General features: G+C 67.9%; 19 protein-coding genes. 14 read left to right on the top strand and 5 right to left on the bottom strand.

Annotated features, from left to right (window positions below):
* Position 1 precedes the first annotated feature (1 nt).
* Both NP511_RS11345 and NP511_RS11340 read right to left on the bottom strand, forming a co-directional pair.
* Positions 2 to 652 (bottom strand): HAD family hydrolase, encoded by a 651-nt coding sequence (locus NP511_RS11345; protein WP_006648653.1) that lies wholly within the window; start codon positions 650 to 652, stop codon positions 2 to 4.
* A 293-nt stretch (positions 653 to 945) separates the two neighbouring features.
* Positions 946 to 1545, bottom strand: a complete 600-nt coding sequence (locus NP511_RS11340; protein ID WP_049965109.1) for a DJ-1/PfpI family protein — start codon at positions 1543 to 1545, stop codon at positions 946 to 948.
* Between the two features lie 307 nt (positions 1546 to 1852).
* Here NP511_RS11340 and NP511_RS11335 point away from each other — a divergent pair, with 307 nt between their 5' ends.
* The 9 genes from NP511_RS11335 to endA all read left to right on the top strand — a co-directional run bounded on the left by NP511_RS11335 (position 1853) and on the right by endA (position 9416).
* Entirely contained in the window at positions 1853 to 2407 is a 555-nt protein-coding gene (locus NP511_RS11335) for a hypothetical protein (RefSeq protein WP_049965110.1), read from the top strand.
* A 24-nt stretch (positions 2408 to 2431) separates the two neighbouring features.
* Positions 2432 to 2806, top strand: coding sequence for a hypothetical protein (locus NP511_RS11330; RefSeq protein WP_049965111.1), 375 nt, complete (start codon positions 2432 to 2434; stop codon positions 2804 to 2806).
* A gap of 161 nt (positions 2807 to 2967) precedes the next feature.
* Positions 2968 to 3318 carry a hypothetical protein gene (locus NP511_RS11325; protein ID WP_006648647.1) on the top strand — a complete coding sequence of 117 codons (351 nt, stop codon included), beginning with the start codon at positions 2968 to 2970 and terminating at the stop codon, positions 3316 to 3318.
* 127 nt (positions 3319 to 3445) lie between these two features.
* Entirely contained in the window at positions 3446 to 3691 is a 246-nt protein-coding gene (locus NP511_RS11320; RefSeq protein WP_006648646.1) for a hypothetical protein, read from the top strand.
* A gap of 111 nt (positions 3692 to 3802) precedes the next feature.
* Entirely contained in the window at positions 3803 to 4993 is a 1191-nt protein-coding gene (locus NP511_RS11315; protein WP_049965112.1) for a helix-turn-helix transcriptional regulator, read from the top strand.
* A 150-nt stretch (positions 4994 to 5143) separates the two neighbouring features.
* On the top strand, positions 5144 to 5845 hold the full coding sequence (locus tag NP511_RS11310; RefSeq protein WP_049965113.1) for a hypothetical protein: 702 nt from the start codon (positions 5144 to 5146) through the stop codon (positions 5843 to 5845).
* Between the two features lie 501 nt (positions 5846 to 6346).
* Positions 6347 to 7012: a DUF4382 domain-containing protein gene (locus tag NP511_RS11305; RefSeq protein WP_049965114.1), complete on the top strand. Its 666-nt coding sequence runs from the start codon at positions 6347 to 6349 to the stop codon at positions 7010 to 7012.
* Positions 7013 to 7281: 269 nt separating this feature from the next.
* Positions 7282 to 8058: a DNA topoisomerase I gene (locus tag NP511_RS11300; RefSeq protein WP_049965115.1), complete on the top strand. Its 777-nt coding sequence runs from the start codon at positions 7282 to 7284 to the stop codon at positions 8056 to 8058.
* Between the two features lie 281 nt (positions 8059 to 8339).
* The gene (gene endA / locus NP511_RS11295; RefSeq protein ID WP_049965403.1) at positions 8340 to 9416 is read left to right on the top strand and encodes a tRNA-intron lyase; all 1077 of its coding nucleotides are present in this window, start codon (positions 8340 to 8342) and stop codon (positions 9414 to 9416) included.
* A gap of 222 nt (positions 9417 to 9638) precedes the next feature.
* On the opposite strand, the gene NP511_RS11290 is transcribed toward endA, so the two are convergent.
* Both NP511_RS11290 and NP511_RS11285 read right to left on the bottom strand, forming a co-directional pair.
* Positions 9639 to 10565, bottom strand: coding sequence for an ornithine cyclodeaminase family protein (locus NP511_RS11290; protein WP_049965405.1), 927 nt, complete (start codon positions 10563 to 10565; stop codon positions 9639 to 9641).
* Between the two features lie 63 nt (positions 10566 to 10628).
* Complete coding sequence (locus tag NP511_RS11285) at positions 10629 to 11225, bottom strand: DUF8170 family protein (RefSeq protein WP_049965116.1); 597 nt, start codon at positions 11223 to 11225, stop codon at positions 10629 to 10631.
* Positions 11226 to 11352: 127 nt separating this feature from the next.
* Here NP511_RS11285 and NP511_RS11280 point away from each other — a divergent pair, with 127 nt between their 5' ends.
* Positions 11353 to 11790 (top strand): helix-turn-helix domain-containing protein, encoded by a 438-nt coding sequence (locus NP511_RS11280; protein WP_006648637.1) that lies wholly within the window; start codon positions 11353 to 11355, stop codon positions 11788 to 11790.
* Positions 11791 to 11871: 81 nt separating this feature from the next.
* A complete protein-coding gene (locus NP511_RS11275; RefSeq protein ID WP_049965117.1) occupies positions 11872 to 13467 on the top strand; it encodes a tryptophan--tRNA ligase in 1596 nt (531 codons plus the stop codon).
* A gap of 29 nt (positions 13468 to 13496) precedes the next feature.
* Here the strand turns inward: NP511_RS11275 and NP511_RS11270 are convergent, their stop codons facing one another.
* Positions 13497 to 15524, bottom strand: a complete 2028-nt coding sequence (locus NP511_RS11270; RefSeq protein WP_233274323.1) for a PAS domain-containing sensor histidine kinase — start codon at positions 15522 to 15524, stop codon at positions 13497 to 13499.
* Between the two features lie 359 nt (positions 15525 to 15883).
* Between NP511_RS11270 and NP511_RS11265 the strand changes: the two genes are divergently transcribed.
* The 3 genes from NP511_RS11265 (at position 15884) to pheT (ending at position 20688) form a co-directional block, all read left to right on the top strand.
* Positions 15884 to 17170, top strand: a complete 1287-nt coding sequence (locus NP511_RS11265) for a hypothetical protein (RefSeq protein ID WP_049965119.1) — start codon at positions 15884 to 15886, stop codon at positions 17168 to 17170.
* 279 nt (positions 17171 to 17449) lie between these two features.
* A complete protein-coding gene (gene pheS, locus NP511_RS11260) occupies positions 17450 to 18976 on the top strand; it encodes a phenylalanine--tRNA ligase subunit alpha (protein ID WP_049965120.1) in 1527 nt (508 codons plus the stop codon).
* Positions 18976 to 20688 (top strand): phenylalanine--tRNA ligase subunit beta, encoded by a 1713-nt coding sequence (gene pheT, locus NP511_RS11255; RefSeq protein WP_049965121.1) that lies wholly within the window; start codon positions 18976 to 18978, stop codon positions 20686 to 20688. The genes pheS and pheT overlap by 1 nt, the downstream gene beginning before the upstream one ends.
* Positions 20689 to 20770 lie beyond the last annotated feature (82 nt).

Below are 20770 nucleotides of genomic sequence, written 5' to 3'. Positions count from 1 at the left end.
ATCAGAGGGTCGACTCGAGAACGGTCGCCCGGAGTTCGGCGGACGAGTCGACGACCGCGTCGGCTCTCGAGCGGTCGATGTCGCCGTGGGCAGCGATCCGGTAGGCGACGACGGTCGCGCCCGCTCTGTCGCCGGCTTCGATCCCGTTTTCGGAGTCCTCGACGACGACGCACTCCACAGCCGAGACGCCGAGTTCGGCGGCCGCGTACTCGAAGACGTCCGGTTCGGGCTTGCTCGCCGCGTCGATGTCGTCGGCGCTGATCACGCGGTCGAACGCCCCCTCGAGGTCGAATCGCTCGAGGACCATGTCGATCCAGTCGTGGGGTGACGAGGAGACCAGCGCCGTGTCGACCCCGCGGTCGTCCAGTTCGGCGAGCAGATCGTAGAGACCATCGAGCAGGGCGACCCGCTCGGTGTAGATCTCCTCGGCGGCAGCCTCGAAGCGTGCGACGAACTCCGTACGGGAGATGGCCGTCCCGTACTCGGCCTCGAGGTAGTCGTAGATATCGCGGAAGTTCATCCCGCTGGTCTCGGCCAGGTCGACCTCGGCGTCGGGGACGGTCGCGGGAAAGATCTCCTCGCGCTCGAACTCGACCCAATAGTCCTCGCTATCGACCAACACGCCGTCCATATCGAACAACACTGCGTTCATGTGACCCAGGCTATCCGGTCGTGACGGATAGCCGTTTGGCACGACGCGGTGAGCAGTGGCTACTCTGTGCGGTGGCGCGCGCTGTCAGCCGCCCGAACGATAGTGAGGGCTGCTGACGATACTGTGCGAGGGATGAGCGAGCGACTCCGGAGCGAGCGTTAGCGCGGAACTGCAGGTCCCGCGAACCGTCCGAACGGGTGCATCGCACCCGTGCGGAGAAATCGGCTGGGGAGGGCGTGGCTACTCAGTGTTGCCACGGTAGCAGGACGCCTCTCGTCGGTCGTTCCCAGCGGTCACTCCAATCCGAACACGTCGCCGCGCCGCTCATGGGCCATCTCCGCGGTCACCGCCTCTGCGATTTCGCCGCCGAACTCCCGCTCGAGCAGCCACAGCGCCAGATCGATCCCCGAGGTCACGCCGCCGGCCGTAACGACGTCGCCGTCGTCGACGACCCGCTCGTCGACCACGGTCGCCGCGGTGGCCGCGAGGTCGTCGACGGCGACGGGATGGGTCGCGGCCGGTCGGCCCTCGAGGATCCCGGCCGCGGAAAGCACCATCGCGCCGGTACAGACCGAGGCGATCGTCGCCCCGTCGTCGTAGCGCTCGCGGACGGCCTCCGGGAGCGCGCCGTCCTCGACGGCCGCCCGGACGCCGCCCTCGGTCGTCCACCCGCCACCGGGAACGAGCAGCAGATCCGGCTCCCCAAGCGTCCCGTCGGGCTCGAGGCGGAGCCCGTGGCTCGCCCGCACGGGATCCGTCTCCGCGAGGGTCACCAGCCGCGTCTCGAGCGACGCGCCAGCCTGGGCCCCGTTCCGGAGGACCTCGTAGGGACCGATCGCATCGAGTTCGTCGAAGCCGTCGAATAGTACGATTTCGGCAGCAATATCGGCCATACCTCCTCGTCGCCGGCGACGAGCAAAGCCGTTTGTGTCTTCGGCAGCCATCGCTGGACACTCCGCTCGATCGCCCGTCCCGAGCCGTCGGTCGGCCCGCTCGAGGCGGCGGCACGTGTCGCGCGACGCGCCGTCCCGTCGTCGCGCCGGAGTCGCCCGGGTGTCGCCGACCCCCCGGCACTCGGATCGCGGTAAACCGGGCACAAACGGGCGAAACCGTCGGTCAAACTCCCGAAAACGGCGGCAAAGCGCGTTCACGGCGTCACCCCTTCAAGTGCGTCGACCCGCCGAGAATCGGATGCGAGCTATGAACCGAACGACCATCATCGCAGTCGCACTCGCCGCATTGATCGCAGCCACCGGGTTCGCCGCCGCGGCACCCGGCTCCGCTCCCGTGTCCGTGGACACGGGCGCGGACAGTACTGCCGACGACCACCCTGCGAACGACCGCGCAGGATCCGCGGACGACCACGACAACGGCAGCGAGAACGGAGCCGCCGACGCTGACGACCGGAACGGGCAGGGGCCCGCCGTCGACCTCCCTGAACAGGTTCCCGACCACGTCTCCGCGATCCACGACCGGATCTCGGCGTTCCTGAGCGGCGACCTCGAGACCTCGCTGGGCGATGCGATCAGTGAGGTCACGCCGGACGACGAGGACGCTGCCGACGACGATGACGCGACCGAGAGCGGTGACGACTCCGACGAGAGCGACGCCGGCGACACCACCGACGAGGACAACGACGCTGACGACGAAACCGACGACGAACAGTCAGACGAGAGCAACGCTGGCGACACCGCCGACGAGGACAACGACGCTGACGACGAAACCGACGAAAACGACGACTCGACCGACGAATAGACCACCCGGTAACGCTACACACCTATGCCCCCATTCGCACAGCCGGCACCGCTCGGACTCGAGGACCGACTGCTGGCGTTCGCCGTGAGCCTGCTGGTCGGCGGCGCGGCCCTCCAGGCCGGCACCTACGTCGTCGCCGAGACCCGCGACTACGGCCACGCGGTGGTGACCGCGCTGCTGGCCGCCCTCGCCTGGGCGGTCCTCGAGTCGGTGCCGCTGCTCGGTGGCCTGCTGGCGATCGTCGCCTGGGTCGCGGTCGTCAAGTGGCGCTACGACCTCGGCTGGCTCCGGTCGGCCGGGGTCGGCGTCGCCGCCTGGGCGGCCGCCGTCGTCGTCCTCGCGGCCCTCGAGCTGGTCGGTATCGGCTCGGTGTCGGCACTCGGCGTGCCGGGCACCTGAATCGCGCTCCCGCTGACGGTTCCGTACCTGTCCCGCTGACGTATCCCCCACCACCCCGCTGACGCTTCTTCCGAACACGACCGTCTCCCCGGCGGCGACGGCCTCACACGGGCGGTTATCGCGAGGGAGGTATCAAGTGTATTGAAAGCGTACCGGTTCGTATGGTTTCCATCGTCGGCTCGTTCGTCGCGTTTCTGGTCGCACTGGTAGTCGGCGGGCTGGCAATCTACGTCAGCGCGCGGGTCGTCGCCGACGTGGACGACTACTCACACGCGTTCGTCACGGCGATCCTCGGCGGGTTCGCGTGGGGACTGACCGCGTGGATCCCCCTGTTTGGCCCGATCCTCGCCCTGATCGCCTGGGTCTGGGTGATCAACTGGCGCTACCCCGGCGGCTGGGGGGCGGCCGCGGCCATCGGATTCATCGCGTGGCTCGCCGCGATCGCGATCCTGTTCGTCCTCAACGCCGTCTTCCGACTCGGCGTCGGCGCGTTCGGCGTCCCGGGGGCGTAAGCGGCCCTGCCATCGGCCGACGGCGATCAATACCCAGCCGACGGTGGCGACATCCGGCTCAAATCGGCGCAAATCGCGGTCACCGACTGCCCGGTTGATAGGGGTGAGCCGCCACGCTCGAGCCGTGATGCAACGACCGATACTCACGATCGCGGTTGCACTGACACTCCTCCTCGGCGCGACCGGTGCCGCGGCGGCACAGCCCGCGGACGGCCCGCCGAGTGACCTGCCCGATCGGGTTCCGGACTTCGTCTCCGACCTCCTCGAAACGATCACCGACGTCCTCGGCGGTGCCCTCGAGGCCGTCGGCGAGGCCATCCGGAGCGTCACGCCTGGTAATGGCGCGGCCATCCCGAACGGTAACGGCGAGTGATAGTCTCCCAATACGTTCTCGTCGAATCCGGCACGGAATCCCGTTTTAGCGTGTGAGGTGCCGTTTTCCGACATCCGTGTGTTTTAAGCGAGCTGGGAAGTACCGACCCGTATGAACGGTCGCGCCGGCGTGACGGTCGCGGTCGTCGCGCTACTACTCGTCGCAGCCGGTCCCATTGCAGCGACCGGAACGGTGGCGACGGGAGGGGCCCAGTCGGAGCCGTTTACCCTCCAGCAGGACGGGATCGACGCCGACGAGGTCCGGATGGACGTCGCGCTCCGGGCCGACGGCAGCGCCGACTGGACCCTCGAGTTCTGGATCCGACTCGACGACAACGAGAGCGAGGCGGCGTTCGAGTCGTTACGCGACGATATCCGGGAGGATCCGGCAAACCACACGGCGCGGTTCGCCGAGCGGATGAACGGGACGGTCGCGACGGCGAGCAACGCGACCGGGCGGGAGATGGCCGCCACCGACTTCTCCGTCGAGACCGAGCGCCAGTCGTTCGCCCGCGAGTACGGCGTGGTCAGGTACACGTTCCGCTGGGACGGGTTCGCCGCCGTCGATGGCGACCGGCTCCGGGCCGGCGACGCCGTCGCGGGACTCTACCTCGACGACGGGACCCGACTGCTGATCGAGTGGCCCGAGGGCTACGAGCGAACGTCGGTCGCGCCCGACCCGGACGACGAGCGCGAGCGGGCCGTGATCTGGCGGGGCGACGACACCGACTTCGTCGACGACGAGCCCCGCGTCGTCGTCACCGCCGCGGGCGGCGCGACCGGCTCGAGTCCGCTGCTGATCGCGGGCGGGGTGGTCGTCCTGCTCGGCCTCGGAGCCGCCGGCGCGTGGTGGTACCGGACCCGCAAGCCGACGGCGGATCGGCCCGGCGACGGCGACGGGACCCCTGCGGCCGGCTCCGGGGGCGGGTCCGCGTCCGGTACCGACACCGAGTCGCCATCCGGATCGGCTGCCGAGACCGCATCGGCCGCCGACTCGAGTCCGGCGGGCACGTCTGACCCGGCAAGCGACGCCGCGGCCGCGAGCGCGGCCGCGGGGGTCGACACGGAACTGCTGAGCAACGAGGAACAGGTCCTTCGGCTGGTCAAAGAGCGGGGCGGCCGGATGAAACAACAGGCGGTCGTCGAGGAACTGGACTGGACCGACGCAAAGACCAGCAAGGTCGTCAGCGGGCTCCGCGAGGACGGCAAGCTCGAGTCGTTCCGGCTCGGCCGCGAGAACGTCCTCTCGCTGCCCGAGGTCGACGACGGAATCGTCCCGGACTCGGCAGATGAGGACGAATGACTCGCGTCGGGCCGACCGAGACGGGTGCGGAGCGAAAACCGTCGAAATCGCCGGACGGGAGCGGATCGAAAACAGCGTTAAACGGCGTTAACCGTCGATGACCCCAAGTCCTCGCCCCGCCTGGTATCGATCGAGCGACACCCACCACCAATGAACCGACCCACATCGATCACGCTCGTTGCGGTCCTGCTCGTCGCTGCAGTCGCGGTCCCGCTGGCCGCGGCGACCGTCGCCCCGAACGGCGGCGCTCAGGACGGGACCGCCGACGAGGCAGGCAACGACTCGATCGCCCCCGGCGAACAGTTCGCCGCGGCCGTCGGCGTCCAGAACGCCGAACTCGAGGGCGACGTCTCGGAGCGGGCCTTCGGCGTGCGGTTCGCCAGCGCCGAGACGAACGAGACGAAAGCGGCCGTCATCGCCACGGAAGTCAACGAGAGCCGGCAGCGACTGGCGGAACTCGAGGACCGCCTCGCGACCCTGAACGAATCCCGTGAGACTGGCGAGATCAGCGAGGGCCGTTACCGGGCGGAAGTCGCGACGGCCGTCGCGGAGATGCGCGGGATCGAGCGCCGGGCCGCCGCGGCCGAAACCGCCGCGAGCGAGGTCCCCGACCGAGCGCTCGCCGACAGCGGGGTCGACGCCGAGGCGATCCGGACGCTCCGGGACCGCGCGGGCGAACTCGGCGGCCCCGAGACGGCGGAGACTGCTCGCTCGATCGCCGGCGACGACGTTGGCCGATCGACGAACGCGGATCCGACTCCCGGCGGATCGAACGACGGAAACGGCGAGTCGCAGTCCGACGAACGCGCGGACGGTAACGCTGGAACCGACGGCGCGGCGAGTGACGGCTGAGACGGTATCGACCGAGTCGCGACGAAGCCAGTTGTCCGTGAGTAGCAGTACACTGGGCGACGAGGCCGTCCGACGAATCCGTCGGATAGAGGGACGAGACACGTCCCGACGTCATCGCGACCGGATCGCACCTGCCGAACGAGGGCAGCCACAGGACGCCATCGAGACGGTTTCGAACGCGCGCTGTGAGCCAGGGACCGCGTCCGTACGCTACTAGCTCAGAGACATCTCGACGACCCCGATGGCTGTGACTGGGGCCGACCGTCGGGGGATCGACGAATCGCGCTCCGACGAACCGTCGCGGCGCGAACACGGCGACGCCGCTCGAGTTGTAGCGAAACGCAAGACCCGCCTAAATGCGGCCAAATCGGCGAAATTCGTCGCCATCAACTATCCGGATTAAGTGACTGTCCGAGAAGGGACAATTGCGATGAACGGGACGAAACGACTGACGCACGGAACTGGACGGCGGTCGAACGCGGACCACACGAATTCACACTCATGACAGAACTCAATCGACGGACGTATCTCAAATCGGCAGGTATCGCAACGGCAGGATCGATCGGATTAGCGGGCTGTACCGGCGCGAACGCGGCGACCGGGACGCTCGCAACGCAGGTCACGGACCAACCGGGAGACATCGCCGACTTCGAGTCATGCATCGTCACGATCCAGGGGATCTGGGTCAAACCGAGCGGCGACGACGCCGATGACGACGGCACTGACTCCACGGACAACGAGACTACCGAGCAGCAAGACGGGAACGAGACCGTCGAAGAACAGGATGAAGGCGATGTCGACGAAAGCGATGGGCGCGAGTACCACGAGTTCGACGACCCGCAGGAGGCGGACCTCGTGAAACTGCAAAACGGGAACACGCAGCTAGTCGACGAACGCGAACTCGACGCCCAAGAATACGAGTTCCTCCAGCTCGACGTGACGGGCGTCGAGGGCGTCCTCGAGGACGGGGGCGAGGCCGACGTCGGAACGCCCGGGGATGCGCCACTGCAGTTCAAACACCGGTTCGAGATCCGCGAGGACCAGACGACGACCTTCGTGGGTGACTTCACACCCGTTCGTCGCGGTCAGACCGAACAGTATCTCCTCCAACCCGTCGCGAACGGGACGCAGGTCGAGTACGAGGACACATCGCAAAATAGCGGGTAGCACAGCGATGCTGTTGCTTGGCCGATCGGTTCGCCACTGACAATCGTCGTGGCGGTCGTCCTCACCGCCTCGCCATCTGGGTACTCGCTGCACTGGGGATCGGCTTGTTGGAACCCGCGGCGATTCCGACAGCGCGTGCCAATCGGCGGCAGTAACGCGAACGGGTGCCAGTATGGCGTGATCGACCAGCGACCGAATTCGAGCGCGCGATAGCGATCTCCCGGTTTCTCGGCCGCGAATTTAAGTACGATACCGCGGCCAACGCGGCCATGATCGACGACGCGATCCGCGTGCTTGCGGGTGACTGTACCGTCATCGCCGAGAACGGCGACCGCGAGGAGTACCGGGGTCGAGTGACCACGATCGTCAAGCCCGACAACACCGTGTTGGTCCACGACACCGACGGCTACCAGCCCGTCGCGTGGCTGACTCGCGCCGACAGCGTCTCGAGCGACCGGACCGGCGACTTCACCCTCGTCGCGAAGAAGGACACCCAGACGCTACGGATCGCCGCCCACGAGCAGGACGGGTTCGCCCACTACCCCTCGTCGGCGGCCGGGACCCCCATCGGTACCTGTCCCGACTGCGACGGGACCTTAGTGCGCTCGAGCGGGGTCCACTGTGTCGGCTGTGGCGACGAGTACGGCGTCCCCGCCGACGCGACGGTCCGGGAGGACCAATGTGACTGCGACTGTGGCCTCCCCAAGATGCGCGTCGAGCGCGGGCTGGCCTTCAACGTCTGTCTCGATCGGGGCTGTGAATCGCTCGACGCGGCGGTCAAAGAGGCCTTCGACCGCGAGTGGGACTGCCCCGAACCGGACTGCGACGGCGACCTCCGGATCCTCCGGCGTGGCGGGCTCATCGCCGGCTGCGAACACTATCCCGACTGTGAGATCGGCTTTGCCGTCCCCGCCGGCGTGGTCGACGGCGAGTGTGGCTGTGGGCTGCCGACCTTCGAAACCGCCAGCGGGATCCGCTGTCTCGACGCGACCTGTGACCGGGCGCTCGAGGGGCCGCTCGAGAGCGACGCCGCGGCCGACGACTGAACCGACCACCGGTCCCGTCGACCCTCGACCACACCTCCACGACAGCACCCCGATCAGCCGCCGCTGCGGTGGGCGGGACTGAAAGGGGCTGCCTCGCTCCGGGAAGCCGGACGACGCAAGGACCGCAGCCGAACGAAGTGAGGCGAGGACCACAGCGAGTCCTGCGACTGGAGCGAGGCAGGGGCTTTCGGGGAGGCTGCATCCGAAGCGATCTCTCGCTCACGATCGACGAAGAGGAATCGATCCGCAGCCACTTAGTGCCGGCCGGCAAACACCCGGCCATGACACTCGAGGGGCGGTTCGACGCGGCCGACGGCGTCGTCCGGGTCGGCGGCGACGCGCGCCAGCGGTATCACGACTCGCGGGGGTACGGCTACCCGCTCGAGGGGAACGAGATCGCGCTCGCACCCGTGGAAGCGGCCCATCTGCTCTACCGAGGTGACCTCGAGGCGGTCGTCGACGCCGACGGGGGCGAGCGGTTGGGGTTCCGGGAGTTCATCGCTCGGGAACCCGGTGACGATTTCGGCGTGCGATTTCTGGTCTACGCGGACCTGCGCTCGCGGGGCTTTTACCTCTCGCCGGCCGCGAAGCCGTGGGTCGCCGACCCGCCGGGCGGCGCGGCCGACTTCGCGGTCTTCCCGCGGGGGAAAGGCCCCGGCGACGGTGAGATCGCCTACGCCCTGCGGATCGTCGGCGAGCGGACGGACATTCCCGCCGCGGAACTCCAGCCGGGCGTGCTGGCGGTCGTCGACGAGGAGAGCGAGATCACCTACTTCGAGGTCGATCAGCGCGATCCCACCGGGACGTCGGGGTCCGACGCCGACCTACCCGACGGCTGCGAGGCCGACCTGCTGGCCGACCGGGTGGTCGTCTGGGAGCCGCCGCTTGACCTCTACGAGCGGACGTTCTACGGCCAGCCCCTCGAGGGCAGGGAGTACGACGAGCCGACGCTGCAGTGTTCCCTGCTCGAGGCGGCCTATCTGGCCGAACGGGAGGCGATCGATCTCGAGCCGACGACGGTCCGCGAGCGGGGCCGTGAGGTCGAGGGCGAGCGGTTCGATCGGCGGCTGCGGGTCTACGCGGCACTGCGCGAGCGCGGCGTCGTGCCGAAGACGGGCTACAAGTTCGGCGCTGACTTCCGGACCTACGCCGACGTGGAGTCCGTCGAGAACCTGGGCCACTCCGAACTGCTGGTGCGGGTACATCCGGCCGACCACGTCTTCGAGCCGCGGGATCTGGCGCTGGACGTGCGGCTGGCACATGGCGTCCGGAAGACGATGGTGTTCGCGCTGGTGGGCGACGAGGCGGCCGACGGCGACGGGATCGAGTGGTGGTCGCTCGAGCGATTGACGCCCTAGTAACTGGCCAGAGTATCGGTGCCGAAGACGAGCGTTCTACCGGCAACGAGGACGAAACGACGAGTGTCCTGCTCAAACTGGCAACACGGCGTAGCCACGCCCTCCCCAGCCGATTCGTTCGGTCACGCCGTTCCCTCACTCATCCCTCGCGCAACGTCGTCGGCCACCCTCACTACGTTCGGCTGGCCGACAGCGCGCGCCACCCAGAGGAAGGGCTGTCCGCTACACGAACTGCTCGAGGAACCGCTTCCCGAGGACGACCTCCGTCCCGGCCAGCCCGACCGAGCAAAACAGCGTGATATCGTCCGCGCGCTGGCGGCCGAGATCGGGGTCCTCGAGGACGGCGGCGAGTTCGACCATCCAGTCGCGGTCCGCGCCCGAGGCGATGTAGGGGCGGTCGTAGGCATCGACCTGCGGGAGCGAGTCGGTCACGATCGCGTCGGCCCGGTCGACGGCCTCGAGAGGGAGTTCGTGGGCGTCGTCGAACCGCGGGCCGATCGTCGTGACGTGGGTGCCGGCCTCGAGCCAGTCGGGGTCGAACACGGGCTCCTCGCTATTGGTCGCACAGACGAGCGCGTCGGCCTCGCGGACGACCGGCTCGGGGTCGGCGGCCGCGCGAACGGTCGGCTCGACCTCGCCCTCGAGGGTGTCGGCGAAGGACTCGCGGCCCTCGGCGGTCGGGCTGTAGACCGCGACATCGTCGAAGTCCCGAGTCGCACACGCCGCACCGACCTGCGCCCGCGCCTGAAAGCCCGTTCCCAGAATCCCGAGCGTGTCGGCGTCGGAACGAGCGAGCGCATCGATCGCGACGCCGCCGATGCCGCCGGTCCGAAGCCCGCCAACGGCGTGGCCCGCGAGCAGGCCCTCGAACGCGCCGGTCGCCGCGTCGAAGACCGCCACCAGTTCCGTATGGTCGTCGCCGGTCCCGTGGGTCTCGTAGACCCGAAAGCCGGCGGCGTTGGTCGGCCCAGTCGCGGCCCCCGCGGTAAAGACGAGGTCGCCCCCGCCGGCCGGAACCCGCCAGCGCGGCGGGGCCTCGAGCGTGCCGGCCGCGCGTTCGGCGATGGCGTCGCGCACGGCGTCGACGACCCCGTCGTAGTCGAACTGCGAGTAGACGTCACCGTCCGTGAGGATGGGAAATTCGGTCACGGATGCCCGGTCGGACGGCGCACCCATAACAGTATGTGGCCCGACGGATCCGGAGCTCGAGCGTCACGGAACTTCGTCGACGACGTCCCGGAGTTCGTCGGCGTCGAGCCACTCGTATGCGCGGTCACCCGTTAGCAGGAGTTCGACGTACGAAGCGGCCATTCCGTTGTCGTAGCGTTCTCGCTCGGTCTCCGGGTCCGGATAGCGTCGTTTCAGTACCCACGTCTTATCGCGATAGGTGGGCGCGAACAGTAACCCGAGTTCCCAGACGTACCCGCCGTCGAAGTCCTCGATGACGGCGACGATGTGCGTCGCCCGTCCACAGAGGATATCGAAGACGCGCGTCCACAACTCGATATCCTCGGGCGTGAGCCCGAAGTCCTCGAGTTGCATCGCGACTGCCGGCGGATCGGTCCGTGCATCGAGGCGATCGTAGACGATCCCGCGTCGGGTTGCAGCCCCCGTTTCACCTCCTGCCCCGGCGACTAGATAGCGGCGATCGTCGCCCCTGATACGATCCATCTCCGGACCGTTCACGAGGTCCTTGATCCGCTGGTGGTCGCTCGGAGTGAGGCTGACGTCCTCGAGTTCAGTCAGGAGTTCGTCTTCGTCCGGGAAACCGCGTTCGGAGCCATCACCGTCATCGTCGCCGGGTTCCATCGCTCTCGAATCGTTCCGGAAAGAATATTAATTGCGTGGTCAGTGCCAGATCAGTTGTGGAACTAATTGTGGTACCAGACTCAATTAGATGCAAGTGTTTATGATGATGGCGCTCCAATACGGGAGTATGAGGCCAGAGACGGCGGTAGCCGACCCGACGCAAGGGACGGGACGCGTTACCGACGAGGGGTTCGATACGTGGCGGGCGCTCCAGAAGGCGACCGACAAGAAGCGGGCCGACATCCTCGCGGACATCGTCGGCCACCCGAAAGGTGCCCCGAGCGTCGAGGAGTTGGACTACATGAATCCGCCGCTCAGCGACGACGCCATCCGGCGACACCTCGACGCGCTGGAATCGGTCGGCGTCGTCCGGGAACGGACGTTCGAACCCGGGGAGCGGCTTCGGGACTACCCCTACAAGTTCTACGAACTCACCGACGCGGCCCGTGACCTGTTCGACCGGAACGGCCTGTTCCCGCGGGACGCGTGGCGACGGCAGTACCGAGCCGTCGAGAAGACGGCCCGGATCCGTGACCTCGAGGAGATGCCCCGACCGGACGCCTGAACGCGTCCCTTCAGCCGTCAGTCGGTCGCGCGAGCGCCGAAGCCGAAGGCTTTTGCGCGCCGGCGCGCCAAAACGCAGGTAATGACCGGAGACGACCCACTCGAGGAGTCCGAGTCAGGGGAACCGACGACCGGTGAACCGCTCACGGATGGAGGGGCTGCAGGTGCCGATGATGTCGCGCTTGACCCCTGGGGATCCTCGAGCGTCTCCGACTACCGCAAGCTGTTCGAGGAGTTCGGCATCGAGGAGTTCGACGAGATCCTCGAGGAGGTCCCGAACCCACATTACCTGATGCGACGGGGGGTTATCTTCGGCCACCGGGACTACCGGCCGGTCGCCGAAGCGCTGCAGAACGACGAGCCGGCGGCGGTCCTCTCGGGCTTTATGCCGACCGGCGACCCCCACATCGGCCACAAGCTGGTCTTCGACGAGATCATCTGGCACCAGCAACAGGGGGCCGACGCCTACGCGCTGATCGCCGACCTCGAGGCGAATTCGGCCCGCGGCATGTCCTGGGCGGAGATCGACGACCACGCCCGCGATTACCTCCTGTCCCTGCTCGCGCTCGGCTTCGACCCCGAGGAGGGCGAACTCTACCGGCAGTCGACTAACCGCGAGCTGCAGGACCTGGCGTTCGAACTCGGTGCCGACGCCAACTTCTCGGAGTTCCAGGCGATCTACGGCTTCGACGGCGAGACCGACGTCTCGCACATGCAGTCGGTCGTCACCCAGATGGCCGACATCCTCTACCCGCAACTCGAGGAGCCCAAGCCGACCGTGATCCCGGTCGGCCCGGATCAGGATCCCCACGTCCGACTGGCGCGGGATCTGGCCGAACGGATGCGCTTTTTCAAAGTCTCGGAAGCCTACGCCAGCTTCGAACTCGAGCCCGAAGAGCGTGCCCTCGTGGCCGAGTTCTACGCGGACCTCGAGCCCGCCGACTTCGACGACGACCAGCTGCGGTGTGTCCACGTCGCCGAGGCGATCGAGGAGACGCCGCTGTCGGAACTCGCGGTCGACGCCGACACGCTGAGTTCGGTCCTGACGAAGCTCGAGGAGGCCGGCATGGAGCCGATCCGGCCCCGTACCCGGTTTTTCGACCGGCGGGCGACCGACGAGGCCTTCGACGCCCTGATCGACGCCGTCGAGGGCGAAAAGCGAGTCTACGAGAACCACGTCGACGCCTTCGACCTCGACCGCGCCGCGGCCGAGGAACTGGCCCGCGAGGTCGAGGTCGACAACGGCGGCTACGGCTTCCAGCCGCCGTCCTCGATCTACCACCGCTTTATGACCGGGCTGACCGGCGGCAAGATGTCCTCCTCGATCCCAGCCTCCCACATCTCCTTGCTGGACGACCCTGAGGACGGCTACGACAAGGTCAAGGCCGCGACCACCGGCGGCCGCGAGACCGCCGAGGAACAGCGCGAGAAGGGCGGAAAGGCCGACGAGTGTCCCGTCTACGAACTCTACGCCTACCTGCTGTCCGGCGACGACGACGAGTTCGCCAAGCGCGTCTACGACGAGTGTGTCGACGGCGAACGACTCTGTGGCGACTGCAAGGAACAGGCGGCCCAGCTCATGAAGGAGTTCCTCGAGGACCACCAGGAGAAACGCGAAGAAGTCGAAGGCCTGCTCGAGGACGCCGACATCGAACTCGAGTCGCCGCGGCGTCGCTGACGGGAAACGACTCCCCCGGCCCCGCTCGGTCAGTCCGTGACGGTCACGCCCGTGAACTCGAACCGGGCGCCGCCCGACGTACTCTCCGTCACGCGGACGTCCCAGCCGTGGGCCTCGGCGATCGTCGCGACGATCGAGAGGCCGAATCCGGTGCCGTTGGATGCCGTCGAATACCCGTTCTCGAAGACGCGCTCGCGTTCGTCGGCCGGAATGCCCGCCCCGTCGTCTGCGACGTAGAACCCGTCCTCGAGCGGCCCGACGGAGACGGTGACCGTTGACCCGCCGTATTCGACGTCACCCTGATGAGCCTGCGAGTCGGGATTCGTCGACCCATGCTCGACGGCGTCCTGCTGAGCGTGGGAAGCAGGGCTCGTCGAACCATGTTCGACGGCGTTGTGAAACAGGTTCTCGAGGAGTTGGCGGAGCCGCGTTTCGTCGGCGTGGATCGATCCCGAGACGTCGGTTCGAAGCGTCGCAGACCCCGTCTCGACCGTCTGCCAACAGTCCGAGACGACCCGCTCGAGGTCGACGGCGTCGATCGCGTCGACCTGCTCGCCCTGCCGGGCGAGCGTCAGTAGGTCGTCGATGAGCCGGTCCATTCGGTCGACCGCCTCGTGGCAGTGTTCGAACGGCTTCGGGTCCCCGGTCGCTTCGGCCTGCTCGAGCCAGCCGGCGAGGACGTTCAGCGGGTTCCGCAGGTCGTGGCTGACGATGCTGGCGAACCGCTCTAGCTGTTCGTTCGTTCGCTCGAGTTCCCGCTCGCGTTCCTTGCGCTCGGTGATGTCGTGGGCGGAGGCGATCAGCGAGACGACCTCGTCCGTGGCGTTCGTGACTGGCCGGATCGTCCCCGTGACGGTGAAGGTGTCGTCGGTGCCGACGTGGTCGCGCTCGTAGTCGACGTACTCGCCGGCGGCGGCGCGATCGGTCCACTCGCGGACGTCGGCCCGCGCGTCCTCGGGCCACCACGGCGTGTCCCAGAACGGCTCGCCGACGATCGACTCGAGGTCCGCATCGATGGCTGCCATCGCCGTCTCGTTCGCCTGCACGAGCGTTCCGTCGGGCTCGAGCAGCCCGACGAGGGTCTTCGGGTCCTCGAAGACGGCCTCGAACCGGCGCTGGTACCGACGGAGGTCCCGTTCTCGTTCCTTGAGCGAAGTGATCTCACGTCCCTCGGGAACGAGCAGCGTCACGTCCCCCGAATCGTCCCGGATCGGCCGGATCGAGAAGTCGATGATGGCGGTGTCGTCCGTACCCTGCATCTCGATCGTTCGCCGGACGAACTCCCCGTCGGCGGCCCGCTCGACGTCCCGTTTGGTCTGCTCACGCAGCGACGCCGATCGATCGAACCAGTCGGCTTCCCAGAAGGGACGGCCGACGACATCGTCCCGGTCGAGTCCGGCGAACGCCAGTGCAGTATCGTTGGCCTCGAGGATCGTACCGTCCGGCTCGAGGAGGCCAGTGAACTGAGACGTCCGGTTGAAGATCGCCTCGTAGCGGTCATCAGCTACCGGCCGGCCGGTGCCGTCGCGATCGATCGGGAGATCGACCGCGGTATCGACGGTATCGTCTGAATCGGTGCGGGCCGGCCGCTCGGCCGCTCGCTCGAGGGGGGTCTGTCGAGATCGCTCGTCGCCCGTCGTCGCGTCAGCGAGTAGTGTACGCGACTGGTGGCGTCGGACGAGCAGTGAGTGGACGCGCCGACGGAGTCGGTCGGGATCGAGCGGTGTATCGACGACCGCGTTGACGAGTTGTGGCTCGTCGCTCTCGGAGGGGTCCGCGACGGCGATGTCGTCGGTACGGGAATCGCGACGAAGCAAGATGACGGGGGTAAACGCCGGTCGGTCGGCCGTTCGCTCCCGGAGAGAGGGGGCATACTCGGAGAAGCGATCGGAGTCGACGACGAACAGGTCCGCGTCGGCGACGGGACCGCCGATCACCAGCTCGTACCGATCGGAGAGCAGGGCCTGGACCTTCGTTCGACGGTCGTCGGCAGCGAGCAGTAGCTGGACGGTCGAATCGTCCGCCCCGGCCTCCCCGTCGTGTCCCGCTTCGGTCATTCGTATCGAAACGTCGATCAGGTCCGTCCGCAGGGCGAACACAGCGCGTCTCGGACTCCCCCGTTCGCCCGGCTGTGGTCGCGAGCGCGACCAGTACCGGCCCTCACCGATCTCGTTTCGCTAGAACGAGTCGACCGGCTTGGTAGTTGTGGCAGAAACGCGGGGGTCGATCTCGTTCTCCGGCATCCGTCGCCGGTTTCGGGTTACCATCGTCCGCCGGCCGGCGGGGTGAGCGATGCGCGCTGCCCGTCGCTTCCGGGCCGACGACCGCTGTCCGCGTCCATCCGGTCGGCTCGCGTATGCGTTGTCCTGCGTCTGACGAGGATATATGTGCCCGTTCGTGGAACCGGGAGCCACCGATGGCCCTGGCCCTCCCGACCACTGACGATCCGCGGGTCGCCGCCGACGTCCTCGGCTCGTTCGGCGTCACGCCGGCCGACGTGACCGCAGCCACGTCGAGCGACGGCTCCCTCGAGGCGGCGCTGGCCGACGCGTTCGCGACCGACCGCGACCGGACGGCAGTGCTTCGCCGAACGATCGCCCGGAGCGACCGCGGGATCGCCTGTGACGCTCGCTACCGGACGGCCGCGCTCGAGCGGGCACTGACCGGTGTCTTCGAGTCGGTCGGCTGGTCGCTGGCGGTCGAGCGTACCGGCGACGGACTGGGACTCACCGCCACCGATCCGCGCGGTCGGAGCCGCGAGACGACCGTGACCTACCCCGAGACGCCGCTGGGGACCGACAACCTGCCGGCCGTCCTGTGGACGATCACCGAGGACCTCTTCGCGGGGACCGACGCGCGATTCGTCTTGCTCTCCGCGGGCGTCGACCGCTGGCGGGCCGCGCTGGTCGACGAGTCCGCCCTCGAGCGCCTCCGGGAGTCGTACGGGCCGCGGATCGACGCGTTCGATCGCCCGCTGCTCCCCGAACACGGGCTCGAGGCGTACGTGCCCGCGACCAGCGCCGGCGCGACCGGTGGCAGCGACGACGGGCCGTGGCCGCCGTGGGCGCGCGAGCGGCGCGAGCATCGTACCGAGCCGCCGGCGGGAAGCGTCGATGCGCTCATCGAGGAGGCAGAGCCCGCGACGGGCGCGACGGCGACCGACTCGAGCGACGGGGCGACGGCGCGAGCGTCGTCAGTCGACGGGTTCGAACTCCGGGGGACCCCGTCGGTCTCGCGGCGAGGCGAGGGGCCCGACGAGCGGGCCGAAGCGGGTGCTGCTGAGACTGGAGGAGCCGGTCGCTCGAGCAAGACTGACGACTCACGAGCCGGCGATCGATCGACGGCCGTCGACGAATCCGGGACGGATTCGGACGGGTTCGGGACGCTCTCGGGGACCAGCGAGCGGACGCGGATCGACGACGACTCGTTCGGAACCGATATCGAGGGTGCGTCGGCGCCCGATCGTTACCGCGCGCTCGGCGCGGCGCTCGATGCAGGCGGGGACGTCTCGGTCCGCGGGCTGCTCGAGGACGACGACTTTCTCCCCGAGTTACCGGCCGCCGACCCCGACACGGTCCGCATCGAGTACGCCGACGGCTGCGATCCGGTCGACCCGTCCGAGGCGGCGGCCGTCGCCGAGGAAGACGGCTTCGAGTGGGTCGACGCTGGGGATCTCGAGACGACGCGGCTGGCCGGCGAGTAGCGACGGTGGTGTGGTGAGACGTATCACAACGTTTTTGCCCACTCACGAGTGCCACCGAGTATGGCACCCGAATCCCACGAAGCCGGTGTCGGCGATCAGCTACGGCGGCCGCGATCGGGATTCGGTTTCTTCTTCGCCCGGTGAGACCGGGCCGGTGGACCCGAGAGCGGTCACATCGATCGCTCGCGGCGAAACCGACCGTTCGCGACGCCGGCGGGACCCGTCCCGCACGGTATCGGAACCGCTAACTGACCGACACGCAGCCATTCAACCAAGCGAATGCAACTCCCATCACAACAGGTCGCGGTCCTAGAGGCCGCGAGCGCGGACGAGGCAACGTCCGTCGACGCCCTCGCCGCGGCGACCGACCTGCCCCCCGAAACCGTCACGGGGGCCGTCTTCGAACTCGAGGACGAGGGGCTGGTCGCCGTCAGCGAGCGGGTCGACGAAACGGTGACGCTCACCGACGAAGGTGTCGAGTATGCCGGCGACGCCCTCCCCGAGGTACGACTCTACGAGGCCGCCCTTGAGGCCGGCGCCGACGAGGAATCGACCCAGATGGGGCAAGTCATCGGCTCCTCCGGGCTCGAGGGACCGCAGGTCGACATTGCGCTCTCGAACTACGCGCGGAAGGGATACGGCACGATCGACAGCGGTGAGATCACCGCCGATCCCGACGCCGACCCCGCGGCCGACGCCGAAGCCGACGCGCTCGCTGCCCTCGCCGACGCTGGCGAGACGCCGGTCGACGCCGTCGACATCGATTCGGACACCGTCGACCAGCTCGAGCGTCGCGGACTGGTCGACCGCCACGAGTCGACGGTTCGTGACGTCACGCTGACCGAACGCGCCGTCACCGAACTGATGGCGGGCATCGAGACCAGCGAGACGGTCGGCGAGGTCACGCCCGAACTCCTGACGAGCGGCGAGTGGGACGACGTCGAGTTCGCCGACTACAACGTCGAGGCCGACGCCGAGCGCTTCGACGGCGGCAAGGTCCACATCCTGCGCCAGACCGCCGAGCGGGTCAAAGACACCCTCGTCGGGATGGGCTTTCAGGAGATGGACGGCCCCCACGTCGACGCGGACTTCTGGATCAACGACTGCCTGTTCATGCCGCAAGACCACCCCGCGCGTACGCACTGGGACCGGTTCGCCTTAGAGCAGCCGACCCACATCGACGACCTCCCCGAAGACCTCGTCGACCGCGTCGAGCGCGCCCACAAGGAAGGCGTCGGCCCGGACGGCGAGGGCTATCACTCGCCGTGGGACGAGGACTTCGCTCGTGCGCTGGCCCTGCGGGGCCACACCACCTCGCTGTCGACCCGCTACCTGTCCGGCGAGGAAGTCGGCGATCTCGAGCCCCCACAGCGGTATTTCAGCGTCGAGAAGGTCTATCGGAACGACACGCTCGACCCGACCCACCTCCTCGAGTTCTTCCAGATCGAGGGCTGGGTGATGGCCGAGGACCTCTCCGTTCGCGATCTGATGGGGACCTTCGAGGAGTTCTACTCCCAGTTCGGGATCGAGGACATCCAGTTCAAGCCCCACTACAACCCCTACACCGAGCCCAGCTTCGAACTGTTCGGCACCCACCCGACGACCGGCGAGCTGGTCGAGATCGGCAACTCGGGGATCTTCCGCGAGGAAATGCTCGAGCCACTGGGCGTCGAATGCGACGTGATGGCGTGGGGACTGGCCCTCGAGCGACTGCTCATGCTGATGTACGGCTTCGAGGACATCCGAGACATCCACGGAACGCTGTGTGACCTGGAACTGCTGCGCGAGACGGAGGTGACCTACTGATGCCCACGGTCGACATCGACCCCGACGAACTGCGCGAGCTGACCGGCAGCGAGGAGAAAGGCGACGAAGAACTCAAAGACGACCTGTTCGGGCTGGGCCTCGAGTTCGAGGGCCGGACCGAGGAGGGCGCGTTCGAACTCGAGTTCGCGCCCGACCGGCTCGACCGGCTCTCCGTCGAGGGCGTTGCCCGCTCGCTGCGGTACCAGTACGGCGACGCGCGGGGGATCCACGTCCCGTCGCCGAACTCGGCCGAGTGGACGATCGAAGTCGACGACTCCGTTCCCGACGAGCGACCCTACGTCACGGGCGCGGTGATCCGCGACGTCGACCTCGACGATGAGGCCCTCGAGTCGCTCATCCAACTGCAGGAGAAGCTCCACGCGACGATGGGGCGCAAGCGCGCGAAGGGCGCGATCGGCATTCACGACCTGACGATGCTGAAAGGCACTGCCGCCACCGAAGGTAATCCGACCATCCAGTACGTCGGCCTCGAGCCCGACGAGGACCGGTTCGTCCCCCTCGATTCGGACGCGGAGATGACGCCCGCGGACGTCCTCGAGGACCACCAGACGGGCCAGACCTACGCCGACCTCGTCAGCGAGTACGAGCGGTATCCGGCGATCTACGACGACATCGGGCTGTTTTCGTTCCCGCCGGTGATCAACGGCCGGCGCACCGAGGTGTCGACGGACTCCCGTGACCTGTTCGTCGAGATGACCGGCACCGACCAGTGGACGATCGACAAGATGTTGAACATCGTCTGCTACGCGCTGTCGGCCCGCGGGGCCACCATCGAGGAGGTGAACGTGGAGTACCCGGATCACGAGGTCGTCCGACCCGACTTTGCGACGAAGACGAAGACGGTCGCCCACGACCGCATCGAGACGATCCTCGGCATCGGGCTCGATCCCGAGGAGGTCATCGACCTCGCCGAGCGCTCCGGGCTCGAGGCCGACCGCGAGGAGAACGACGCGGGCGACCTCGTCTACGAGGTGACGATCCCGCCCTACCGGGTCGACGTCCTCCACCCGCTGGACGTCATCGACGACCTCGGACGGGCCTATGGCTTCAACGACCTCGACCCGCGCTATCCCGACGTGGGGACCGTCGGCGGCCGTCACGAGCGCTCCCGGCTCGAGCGAGCGGCCCGCGAGCAACTCGTCGGGCTGGGCTTCGAGGACCTGCTGAACTTCCACATGATCAGCGAAGCGGAGAACTACGACCGGCTCGACGTGTTGCCCGGTGACGACGTCTACGGGGCCGGCGAACCCGCGACGATCAAAGAGCCCTACAGCGAGGACTTCACCATGCTGCGGACGTGGGTCATGCCTTCGCTGTTGATGGTGCTGGAGCGAAACACCCACCGCGCCTATCCCCAGAACCTCGCGGAGATCGGCTTCGCGGCCAACGTCGACGAGAGCGAGAATACGGGCGTCGCGGAAGGCCGTCGCGTCGGGGCCGTCCTCGCCCACCACGAGGCCGGGTACGAGGACGCCAAGGCCCGACTCCAGGCGCTGACCCGAAACTTCGGCGTTGACCTCAAGACGCCGCCGACCGACCACCCGACCTTCATTTCGGGTCGAACCGCGGCGGTCGTCATCGACGGTGAGGAAGTCGGCGTGATCGGCGAAGTCCATCCGAAGGTGCTGGTCGAACACGACCTCGAAGTGCCGGTGTCGGCCTTCGAGTTCGACCTCGAGGCGCTGCGCTGAGAGAAGGCGGTTTTCTCAGTTTAGCGGTTTGCCGCGATGGCGGCCCAGATACGGTACCGCGAGCGAAGCCGAAGGCTGAGCG

Origin of the sequence: Natrinema thermotolerans, from assembly GCF_031165565.1 — an archaeon.
Taxonomy (GTDB): Archaea; Halobacteriota; Halobacteria; order Halobacteriales; family Natrialbaceae; genus Natrinema; species Natrinema thermotolerans.
The sequence above is the reverse complement of the archived record's forward strand: the minus strand, read 5'-3'. Positions and strand labels throughout refer to the sequence as shown.